The sequence below is a fragment of the Planomonospora sp. ID82291 genome, from assembly GCF_015711645.1.
GTDB lineage: Bacteria > Actinomycetota > Actinomycetes > Streptosporangiales > Streptosporangiaceae > Planomonospora.
In genome coordinates this window covers 57,618-68,156 of record NZ_JABTEX010000004.1, presented here as the reverse complement: position 1 = coordinate 68,156, position 10,539 = coordinate 57,618, and the positions used below count along the sequence as shown (strand labels likewise).

The 10,539-nt window shown below is 73.9% G+C and carries 7 protein-coding genes; 3 read left to right on the top strand and 4 right to left on the bottom strand.

Going from position 1 to position 10,539, the window contains the following annotated elements:
- Nucleotides 1-29: 29 nt before the first annotated feature.
- The 4 genes from HS045_RS24880 to mraZ all read right to left on the bottom strand — a co-directional run bounded on the left by HS045_RS24880 (nucleotide 30) and on the right by mraZ (nucleotide 5,014).
- On the bottom strand, nucleotides 30-1,760 hold the full coding sequence (locus HS045_RS24880; protein WP_230884803.1) for a penicillin-binding protein 2: 1,731 nt from the start codon (nucleotides 1,758-1,760) through the stop codon (nucleotides 30-32).
- A gap of 914 nt (nucleotides 1,761-2,674) precedes the next feature.
- Nucleotides 2,675-3,097, bottom strand: coding sequence for a hypothetical protein (locus HS045_RS24875; protein ID WP_196453903.1), 423 nt, complete (start codon nucleotides 3,095-3,097; stop codon nucleotides 2,675-2,677).
- A 58-nt stretch (nucleotides 3,098-3,155) separates the two neighbouring features.
- Nucleotides 3,156-4,148, bottom strand: coding sequence for a 16S rRNA (cytosine(1402)-N(4))-methyltransferase RsmH (gene rsmH / locus HS045_RS24870; RefSeq protein WP_196453902.1), 993 nt, complete (start codon nucleotides 4,146-4,148; stop codon nucleotides 3,156-3,158).
- Between the two features lie 434 nt (nucleotides 4,149-4,582).
- On the bottom strand, nucleotides 4,583-5,014 hold the full coding sequence (mraZ, locus tag HS045_RS24865; RefSeq protein WP_196453901.1) for a division/cell wall cluster transcriptional repressor MraZ: 432 nt from the start codon (nucleotides 5,012-5,014) through the stop codon (nucleotides 4,583-4,585).
- Between the two features lie 586 nt (nucleotides 5,015-5,600).
- Here mraZ and HS045_RS24860 point away from each other — a divergent pair.
- The 3 genes from HS045_RS24860 (at nucleotide 5,601) to HS045_RS24850 (ending at nucleotide 10,376) form a co-directional block, all read left to right on the top strand.
- The gene (locus HS045_RS24860) at nucleotides 5,601-6,578 is read left to right on the top strand and encodes a MoxR family ATPase (protein WP_196453900.1); all 978 of its coding nucleotides are present in this window, start codon (nucleotides 5,601-5,603) and stop codon (nucleotides 6,576-6,578) included.
- Between the two features lie 94 nt (nucleotides 6,579-6,672).
- The gene (locus HS045_RS24855) at nucleotides 6,673-7,950 is read left to right on the top strand and encodes a DUF58 domain-containing protein (RefSeq protein WP_196453899.1); all 1,278 of its coding nucleotides are present in this window, start codon (nucleotides 6,673-6,675) and stop codon (nucleotides 7,948-7,950) included.
- The gene (locus tag HS045_RS24850; RefSeq protein WP_196453898.1) at nucleotides 7,947-10,376 is read left to right on the top strand and encodes a DUF3488 and transglutaminase-like domain-containing protein; all 2,430 of its coding nucleotides are present in this window, start codon (nucleotides 7,947-7,949) and stop codon (nucleotides 10,374-10,376) included. The genes HS045_RS24855 and HS045_RS24850 overlap by 4 nt, the downstream gene beginning before the upstream one ends.
- The last annotated feature ends 163 nt before the right edge of the window (nucleotides 10,377-10,539 follow it).

The following is a 10,539-nucleotide window of genomic DNA, read 5'->3' as shown; positions in this document are numbered from 1 at the left end:
GACGCACGGCGAGAGCGTACCGTCCCCGCTCATTCCCCGGCGCGGATCCGCACCACGGGCGGCTCGGTGCCGGTGGGCGGGATCTTCCTGCTCTTCAGCGCGAACGTCATCACCTTCTTGAAGACCGGGGCCGCGATCTCCCCTCCGTAGTGGCCCTTCCTGGGGTCCTGGATGACCGTCAGGACGACCAGGCGCGGCTTGTCGGCCGGGGCGAAGCCCGCGAAGGTCGCGGTGTAGCCGCAGTAGCCCTGGCAGGCGGCGTCATAGCGCATCGCGGTGCCGGTCTTGCCCGCCACCCGGTAGCCGTCGATCGAGGCGAGGTTGCCGGTGCCCTCCGCGCTCACCGCGGCCTCCAGCATCAGCGAGACCTCCCGGGCCGTGCGCTCGCCGACCACCCGGGTGCGCGTGGCCGGCGCGGCCGGCACGAACGCGCCGTCGGCTCCGGTGGTGCCGGCCACGACCGACGGGGCGATCCGCACGCCGCCGTTGGCGATGGTCTGGTAGACGCTGGCCGTCTGCAGCGCGGTGACCGACACGCCCTGGCCGTAGGCGATCGTGCAGCGCTGGCTGCCCGACCACTCCTGCCACGAGGGCAGCAGTCCGGCCTCCTCCCGGTACAGGCCCGCCCCGGGCTTGGCGCCGAACCCGAAGCGCCGCAGCATCTCGTGGAGCTTGGCGTCCCCCACCTTCTGCGCGGCGAGGATCGTGCCCACGTTGCTGGAGGTGGCGACCACGCCGGAGAAGGTCAGGCGCTCGGTCGGATGCGGGTGGGAGTCGCGCAGCACCTTGTCGGCGCACCGGATGTCGTCCGCGACCGTGAACACGGTCTCGGGGCGCACGGCCCCCGACTCCAGCGCCGCGGCCGCCGTGATCACCTTGTTCGTGCTGCCCGGTTCGAACACGTCGGCCACGGCGCGGTTGACCCAGCTCTCCGCGGAGGTCTTCCCCCAGTCCTTCAGGTTCAGCTCGGGGGCGTTCGCGATCGCCGCCACCTGGCCGGTCTGCACGTCCATCACGATGACGCTGCCGGTGCGGGCCCCGGTGGCCGCGACCTGCTCGGTGATCGCCTTCTGCGCGGCCCACTGGATGTCCCGGTCGATGGTGAGCCGCACGTTCCGGCCCTCCACCGGCTGCCGCCGGGTGCTGCGGGTCATCGGGATCCGCTGGCCGTCGCGCCCGGTCTCGATGCTCTGCTGGCCGTCGCGCCCGGCCAGCAGCTTGTCGTGCACGAGTTCCAGGCCGCTCAGCCCGCCGCCGTCGTCACCGACGAAGCCGATCAGGGTGCCCGCCAGATCGCCGCCGGGGTAGTCCCTGCGGTACTCGTGCTTGCTGCCGACCCCCTTGAAGCCGTGCGCGAGCACCTTCTGGGCGTGGATCGGGTCGACGGTCCCGATGGGGACGTAGCGCTTGCCGGTGTCGGCGATCTCGGCCGCGATCCGCTCCTTCGGCTCACCGAGCTCGGCGGCCAGCATCGCCGCCACCTGGTCGCGCTTGGCGGGCGTCACCTCCAGGGGGTCCACGAAGATCTCGCGTGCCTCGACCGTCAGTGCGAGCTCGTACCCGTTGACGTCGGTGATCGAGCCGCGCCGGGCGGGGATCCGCTCCTCCTGGACGCGCTGCCGGGCCGCCTCGGCCGCGTACACCTTGGAGTCCAGCCCCTGCAGCTGGACCAGTCGACCGGCGAAGACGGACAGCACGAAGGTCATCGCGATCAGGCCGATGCTGATCCGCCTGCCGGGGTTGCCCAGGTGCAGCACCATCGGCGCGCGCGCCGGAGGCCGCGGCGGGCGGGGCGGGGCGCCCTCCCCCGGTCGCCGCACGGGTCCGCGCGGCCCGCCGGGCGCCGCGGCCCGCTTCCGGATCGTGCGTCCGGGATCGGTCGGCTCGCCGTCGCGCTCACGTGCGGGACGCGGACCCGGACGCCCGGATCCGGGACGGGCCCCCTCCGGGCGGGCGGGCCCGCCGGGCGCCCCGGGACGCGCCGACTCGGCACGGCCCGGCCTCCCCGACGCGTCCGGGCGTACGGTTCCACCACGGCCCGGCCTCCCGGACGGCCGGGGAGCGGCCTGCTCACCACGGCTCGGTCTCCCCTGGGCCCCTGGTCTTCCCTGGGCCCCTGGTCTTCCCTGGGCCCCCGGTCTTCCCTGGGCCCCCGGGCGCGCCTCGGTGCGGCCCGGCCCGCCGGATGCGTCGGGGCGGGCCGGCCGACCGGGCGTCGCGGGGCGCGGCGGCCTGCCGGGGCCGTCCGGCTTCCCGGACCGGCCCTGCCTGCCGCCCCCGCCCGGCTTCTCGGAGCTGCGCCCTGCGGCTCCGCCCGGCCGCTCCGATGCGTCCCGGCCGCCGCCTCCGGTCTGTCCCCGGGTGCGTGCCGGGCCGCCGGGCGCGTCCGCGCCTCCGCGCCCCCCGGACCGCGCGGAGCCGCCGGCCTTTCCCGTCCTGCCGGAGTGGCCCGGACCGTCGGAGCGCCCGAGACCGTCGGGACGGGCGGGCTTCCCCCGTCCGTCCGTCCCATCGCGCCCGCCGGGGGGCACGGGCCGTCCCGCCCCTCCCCGGGCCCCGGGCCCGCCGGCGCCCTCCGCGCCCGCCTGCCCGTCCTGTCCCTCAGGACGGGCGGGACGGCGAGGGCCGCGGCGGCCGGAGCCACCGCGGCCGGCGCCGCGCCCACCGCTGTCGTTCATCGATCCGTGCCCGGCACTCGCTCCTGCCCGACGGGCGTCTGGTCCTCGCTGGCGACCCGGCCCCCGGGGAAGCCGTCAGGGGTGATCACACGGGCGGAGTCGTCGGGGACCATCCCCTGCCGGTCGGCCGCGTCGGCGACCTGGCGGGGCATCTCCAACTGCATGTTCTCGATCTTCTGCTTCTGCTTCTGCAGACTGAGCTGCTGGAGCTCCTTGCGCAGGTCGCTCTCCCGGATGGAGTTCTGGGCCAGGACGGTGTTCAGCAGCAGCAGGGTGACCAGGCCTCCGCAGAGCAGGCCGACCACGAGCAGCACGAAGGGGGCCCGCGGCGCGCGCCCCTGCGGGGAGCCCGCCTGGGCCTCGGCCGTCCGAGCCGTCCGGGCCGCGGCGGACCCGGGCCTGCGGCCGTGCGGCGCCACGCGGGGGATCCGCGGGGGCCGCCTGTCACGGCCGGGAGCGGCGCGGCGGACGTCTGGCTCAGCTCTCGTCAACTGCCTCACGGATCCTTTCTGCCGCCCGGCACCGGGCAGAGGCCGCCCGCGGGTTGCGGGCCACCTCCTCTTCGCTCGGGAGCTCGGCTCCCTTCGTCAGCAGGGCGAACCTCGGCTGGTGAGCCGGGAGCGGGACGGGCAGCCCCGGAGGGCTGGTGTCCCGGGTTCGTGCGGTGAGGATCTGCTTGGTCAACCGATCCTCAAGAGAGTGGTAGGCGAGCACGACGACGCGGCCGCCGAGCGTCAGCGCGTCGAGTGCCGCGGGCAGCGCCCTCTCCAGTGCCGTCAACTCCGCGTTCACCTCGATTCGCAACGCCTGGAAAGTCCTTTTTGCGGGATTCCCTCCGGTCCTCCGCGTGGCCGCGGGGATCGCCGTACGAACGATCTCCGCAAGCCGCTTGGTAGACGTTATGGCTTCCCTGGCCCTTTCCTTGGCAATGAGGTGCGCGACACGCGGGGCGAATCTCTCCTCGCCGTAGTCACGCAGGATCCGGATCAGCTCGGCGACGGGATAGGTGTTGACGACGCTCTCGGCCGTCAGCTCCTCCTCCCGGTCCATCCGCATGTCCAGCGGCGCGTCGTAGGAGTAGGCGAAGCCCCGCTCGGCCTCGTCGAGCTGGGGCGAGGAGACGCCGAGGTCGAACAGCGCCCCGTCGATCCGGGGGCGGCCGATCCCGGCCAGCACGTCGGCGAGCTCGTCGGAGACCGCGCGGACCAGCGTGGTCCGGGCGGCGTACGGCGCGAGCCTGGCCGCCGAGCGCTCGATCGCGGTCGGATCGCGGTCGATCCCGACGAGGTGGAGCGAGGGGTGGGCGGCCAGCAGGGCCTCGGCGTGCCCGCCGAGGCCGAGGTTCGCGTCGACGACCACGGGTGCGGGCCGGTCCAGTGCGGGGGCCAGCAGTTCGAGCACGCGCTCGAGCATCACGGGCACGTGCCCGCCCGGCTCCTGAGGATCGTTCCTGTCGTTCTCGGCGTGCATGGAGCACACCCCCCCTTCGCCGCCCCGCTCGCGGATACGCGGCGGACGTTCATCGGTGTCGTGGAACCTGCTTCGCGGACCTCGCCCGCCTCACCCGGCCGTCCCGGACGGGTCCGCCGCACGGCGACGGGGCGCCCCGGCCCGGACGCCGACCAGCCTCGCCCGGCCCGCGACGGGCGCGGGCCGGGCGAGGCTTCTGGTGGAGCGAGGTGGCAACGCGGGGGGACGCCGTCCCGGCGCCGCCACCGCAGAGTACGGGGTTTGCGAAGCAGGCTCTGACAGGCCCCCACCCCGGGCCGTCCGGCCAGGTCCCCATCCGCACCCGCGTGTCCGCGCGCCACCTGACACCGGGGAAGGTGCATCAGCTGGTGCGCGGCTGGTTGCGGGTGGAGACCTCGCCGAACGACGTGTTCACCGATGAGTCGACCGTGGAATCACAGAATCCCTGGCAGCACCTCCTCCGACAGATCGGCGAAGGCCTGCTCTTGATCGGCCAGATAGACGTCCCAGGCCTGCGCGTCCCAGATCTCCAACCGGGTGTTGGCTCCGATGACCACGCAGTCGCGCTGCAGGCGGGCGTACTCACGCAGAGCCTGCGGGATGGTGACCCGGCCTTGTCTGTCAGCGAACTCGTCGGACGCACCGGCGAAGAAGACACGGCTGTAATCGCGGACCGCCTTCGCGGTCACCGGCGCGGTTCGCAGAGCCTCGGTGATGCGCTGAAACTCCTCTACGGGAAATACGTAGAGGCAGCGCTCCTGGCCTTTGGTGATCACCAGACCCTCCGCCAGCTCCTCACGGTACTTCGCCGGCAGGAACAGCCGTCCCTTGTCATCGAGGCGCGGATGGTGAGTGCCGAGGAACATCGGCCCCCACCTCCCGTACCCAGTGGAACGCTCGGCGCTGCACTCTCTCCACAGCTCGGCCCTCCACTGCGCACCACCATACTCCACTTCTCCCCACCGTCAACTGATTCCAGCCGGATCCCCGCTCGGATCGGCCAGTGTTCTCGCAGGTCAGCAGGGGTGGAGCAGAGTGGAGCGGGCGAGCGGGCCGTCAAGCGCCGCGGGCGTGTCGACGGGGCGGCGGAACCCGGACGGGTCCACAGGACGGACACACGGACCGGCACGGCACGGACGCACGTGCCGGACACACGGACCGGCACGGCACGCCGGATGGACCAGCGGCCGAAGGAGCGGGAGGCACGGAGAGGAGAACGCATCCAGAAGAGGTCGCGGATCGGCACGGGACGCGGACCCGGGGTGCCCGGAAAACAAACATTCGCCGCACACACTGTGGGCTATTCACCCGAAATAGACCTCAATGACCGCATAAAGTCGCCGAGGAACCCGCGGAGACGTAGTGTCGGCACTCACAATGGGAGAGGGGCCACATCGGCCCCCCGCAACACGTACCCCCGGCGCGCAACCGCCGCACCCTCATGGAGGCCTGGTGGCAGTAACCCATGACGTCTCACCTCGGCTCGACGACCTGGTGGCCACCGCGCACCGGATCCGCGAGGCGATCGAATCGGTCATCGAGGGCAAGAGCGACGTCATCCGCCTGACCTTGACCGTCCTGCTGGCGGAAGGCCATCTGCTCATCGAGGACGTGCCCGGCGTCGGCAAGACCATGCTCGCCAAGGCCCTGGCGCGGTCCATCGACTGCCCGGTGCGTCGTGTCCAGTTCACCCCCGACCTGCTGCCCAGCGACATCACCGGAGTGAGCGCCTACAACCAGCAGACCAGGGAGTTCGAGTTCAAGCCGGGACCGGTGTTCGCCAACATCGTGGTCGGCGACGAGATCAACCGCGCCTCCCCCAAGACGCAGTCGGCCCTGCTGGAGTGCATGGGGGAGCACCAGGTCACCGTCGACGGCACCACCTATCCGCTCGACGCGCCCTTCATGGTGATCGCCACCCAGAACCCGATCGAGATGGAGGGCACCTATCCCCTCCCCGAGGCGCAGCGCGACCGCTTCACCGCACGGATCGCGATGGGCTACCCGGAGCCGGCCGCCGAGCTGGAGATGCTCGACGTGCACGGCGCCGCCTCCCCGATCGACAAGCTGGAGCCGGTCGCCACCACCGCCGAGGTCCGCGCCCTGATCGAGGCGGTGCGCGGGGTCTACGTCTCCCAGCCGATCAAGAAGTACGCGATCGACCTGGTCACCGCCACCCGCCACTCCCCCGACCTGCGGCTCGGCGCCTCCCCGCGCTCCACCCTGCAGCTGGTCCGCGCAGCCCGGGCGCACGCCGCGCTCGCCGGGCGCGACTACGTCATCCCCGACGACCTGCAGGAGCTGTGCCTGCCCGTGCTGGCCCACCGCCTGCTGCCCAGCGTCGAGGCCCAGGGCCAGCGCCGCCCGCCCGAGCAGGTGATCACCGAGCTGGTCCGCCGGGTGCCCGTGCCCGAGGCGCAGGCCCGATGAGCCCGACGAGCCCGCGGGACGGGCGGGCCCGCGCCCCCGGCGGCCGACGCGGCCGGGCGCCCGCGGCCGTCCGGCCGCACGGGAGGGTGACGCGATGACCGGGCTCAGGGCGCTCACCACGCGCGGCCGGTCCTTCCTGGCCTCCGGGTCCGCGGCGCTGGCCTGCGCCTTCTTCATCGGGGAGCACGACCTGCTCCGCGTCGGAGTGCTGGTCGTCTCCCTCCCCCTGGTCGCGGCCGCGGTGGTGGCGCGCACCCGCTACCGGCTGAGCTGCGCGCGGCGTCTCGACCCGCCCCGGGCCGAGGTCGGCAGCGAGGCCGCCGTGACCCTCCGGCTGGAGAACGTCACCCGGCTGCCCACCGGCCTGCTGATGATCGAGGACACCGTCCCCTACGCGCTCGGCGCCCGGCCCAGGTTCGTCCTGGACCAGGTGGAGCCGCGGGGCGTCCGGGAGATCGACTACCGGGTCCGCTCCGACCTGCGCGGCCGCTTCCCCATCGGGCCGCTCTCGATCCGGATCAGCGACCCCTTCGGCCTGGTGGAGCTGACCCGGTCGTTCACCGTCAGCGACACGCTGGTGGTGATCCCCCAGGTGGTGCCGCTGCCCCACGTCCGCCTGTCCGGCGAGTGGACGGGCGGCGGCGACAGCCGTACCAGGAGTGTGGCGGCGGCGGGCGACGACGACGTCGCGCCGCGCGAGTACCGGCAGGGCGACGACCTGCGGCGGGTGCACTGGCGCTCGACCGCCCGGCACGGCGAGCTGATGGTGCGGCGCGAGGAGCAGCAGTGGCAGAGCCGGGGCGCCCTGCTGCTGGACACCCGCAGGCACGCGCACCGCGGCGAGGGGCCCCGGTCCTCCTTCGAGACGGCGGTCTCGGCCGCGGCCTCCATCGGCGTCCACCTGGCCCACGAGGGACTGGGCCTGCGCCTGGTCACCGACCAGGGCACCGCGCAGGAGACCGCGCAGGGCATCGGGCACCTCACCGACACCGGGCTGAGCTGGTCGCTGCTGGACGCCCTCTCCGTGATCCGGGCCAGTTCGGCGCGGTCGCTGGAGTACGGCGTCACCGCGCTGCGCCAGGGCGGCGGAGACGGGCTGATCGTGGCGGTGCTCGGCGGCGTCACCCTGCAGGAGGCGCAGTCCCTGGCCCGGCTCAGGCACGGCAACGTCACCGGCGTGGCCGTGCTGCTGGACGTGGCGGGCTGGGAGCGGCCCGATCTCGGCGACGGCCGGGAGTACCGGGCCGCGCAGGCGGTGCTCGCCGGGGCGGGCTGGCGCATCGTCCGGCTGCCCGCGGGCGCCTCGATCGCGGACGTGTGGCCGGACGCGGCGCAGCGCGGGCGATTCGCACTCACCGGGGGCGGCTCATGAGACTTCCCATCATGTCGGGCGTGGCCACCGGAGCGGTGGCGATCGCGCTCCATCCCCTCTTCCAGGGGGGCGCCTGGTTCTGGACGAGCCTCGGGATCATCCTCACGGTGACCGGGGTCGGCATGCTGGCCACCCGCTACGCGCTGCCGTCCCGGCTGGTCCCGGTGGCGCAGCTGGCGGCCGTCGGGGTCTACCTGACGGCGGTGTTCACCGGCAGGGAGGCCTGGGCCCGGGTGGTGCCCACCAAGGATGCGCTCCTCGGGCTGGCGGGACTGGCGGCCGACGGGTTCACCGACATCCAGCGGTTCGCGGTCCCGGTCCCCGCCGGCGCCGGGATCACCCTGCTGACCTGCAGCGGCGTCGGACTGATCGCGATCTGCGTGGACTTCCTCGCGGTACGGCTCCGGCGGGCCGCACTGGCGGGTCTGCCGCTGCTGTCGCTGTTCGTGGTCCCCGCCTCGTTCCTCGACGACCCGCTCGGCTGGTGGACGGTCGTCCTCGGCGCACTGGGCTTCCTGGGGCTGCTGGTCGCCGACGGGCGGGAACGGGTCGGCCACTGGGGGCGGACGGTGCTGGTGCGCCGGGCGCCCTCCTTCGTGGCCCCCCGTCCCGCCGACGACCCCTCCGCCCTGCGGCTGTCGGGCAAGCGGGTCGGCTTCACCGCGATCGCCCTGGCCATCCTGCTGCCCTCGCTGCTGCCCACCCTGGAGCCCGACCCGCTGTTCGGCTTCGGCGTGGGCGGCGGCAAGGGCGGGAGCGGCAGCGCGATCAGCTTCCCCGACCCGGTGGCCAACCTGCGCCGGGAGCTGGAGCTGCCGGCCAACTCCACCGTCCTCACCTACCTGACCAGCGACAACGCCCCCCGCTATCTGCGGCTGTACTCGCTGGACGTCTTCGACGGCGAACAGTGGACGATGACGAAGCCGACCGGGCGGCCCGAGGACCGCACCTCCGAGGGGCCCCTGCCTCCGGCCCCGGGACAGAGCCCGAGCGTGCCCGCCGCCCCGGTCACCACCCGGATCTCGGTGAGCGACGAGGTCAGGGACCTGAAGTTCCTGCCGCTGCCGTACCCGCCGGGCACGATCCGGATCGACGGGGACTGGCGGCCCGACCGGGACACGCTCATGGTGTTCTCCCACAGCGACACCGCCGGAGGAGTCGACTACGAGGTCGTCAGCACCGAACCCAAGCCCACGGCGGCCATGCTCAAGTCCGCGGGGCAGGCGCCGGAGGAGATCCGGAGGAGGTACCTGGCGCTCCCGGACGACCTGCCCTCGGAGCTCCGGCGGCTGGCCCAGGAGCAGACCGGGGAGGGTACCACCCCCTACGAGAAGGCGCTCCTGCTCCAGGAGTTCTTCACCACCACGGGCGGGTTCACCTACAGCCTGGCCACGCAGGGTCACAACGGCTCCGCCCTGCTGGACTTCCTGTTCTTCAGCAAGTCCGGCTACTGCGAGCAGTTCGCCGCCTCGATGGCGGTGCTGGCCCGGACCCTGGGCATCCCCTCCCGCGTCGCCATCGGCTACACCGGCGGCGCCAGCCTCTCCGGCCGGTGGAACGTGCGGGCGCACGACTCGCACGCCTGGCCCGAGCTCTACTTCGAGGGCGCGGGCTGGCTCCGCTTCGAGCCCACTCCGGCGGGCCCGACCGGGCAGGCCAGCGCCTCCCGGCCCTTCTACACCTACCCCGAGGTCCTCACCGACGCCGGCGACGAGCCGTCCGCGACCCCCAGCGCCGGCCCCACCGGCGCCGGCGCGTCGAGCGGGCCGTCCGCCGCCCGCCGCAACCCCGCGTTCGACCGGGAGTCCGGCGGCGCGCCGCTGCTGGTGGACGAGGGGATGCCGACCGCCGCGAAGGCGGGGATCGGGACGGCCCTCGCCGTGCTGACCCTCCTGATCCCGGCGTTGATCGGCCACATGACGCGGCGGCGGCGCCGGCGCCTCTACTCCCGTCCGTCCGGGCCGGTCCGGGAGTCCTCGGCGGCGGCCGGTGTCACGGCGGTCAGGGCCGACCGGGACAGGACCGCGGAGGCGGCGGTGTCGGCGGCCTGGGCGGAACTCGACGACGCCCTGTGCGACTACGGCATGGTGCGGGAGCCGAGCGAGAGCCCGCGGGCGCTGGCCCGGCGCCTGGCACGGCAGTACGGGTTCGACGCCGAGGCGACGGCCTCGGTGACGAGGATCGCCGCGGCGGTGGAGCGCCTGCTCTTCGCCAGGACGCCCGGCGAGACCGGCCCCCTGGGCGAGGACGTCCGGCGCGTCCGGCGGGCCCTGGCCGCCGCCGTGTCGCGCGGAAGGCGGATCCGGGCCGTGCTGTTCCCCCCGTCCACGCTGCTGCGGATCCGGACGGCGGGAGCGCGGATGCTCGACGGGTTCGACCGGCTGGGGAACATCCGGATCAGGCTCCCGGCCCGCAGGGACGCCTGACGGGGAGGCACCCGGCGGGAGCGAGGCAGGCCCGGGAAAGGGGAAGGCCCCGGCGTCGCCGGGGCCTTCCCGCCGTCAGAGGCCCGTCAGAGGCCCGTCAGAGGGCCTTCCCACCGTCAGAGGCCCGTCAGGGGTCCGTATCCACCGGCCCGCCAGGGGTCTT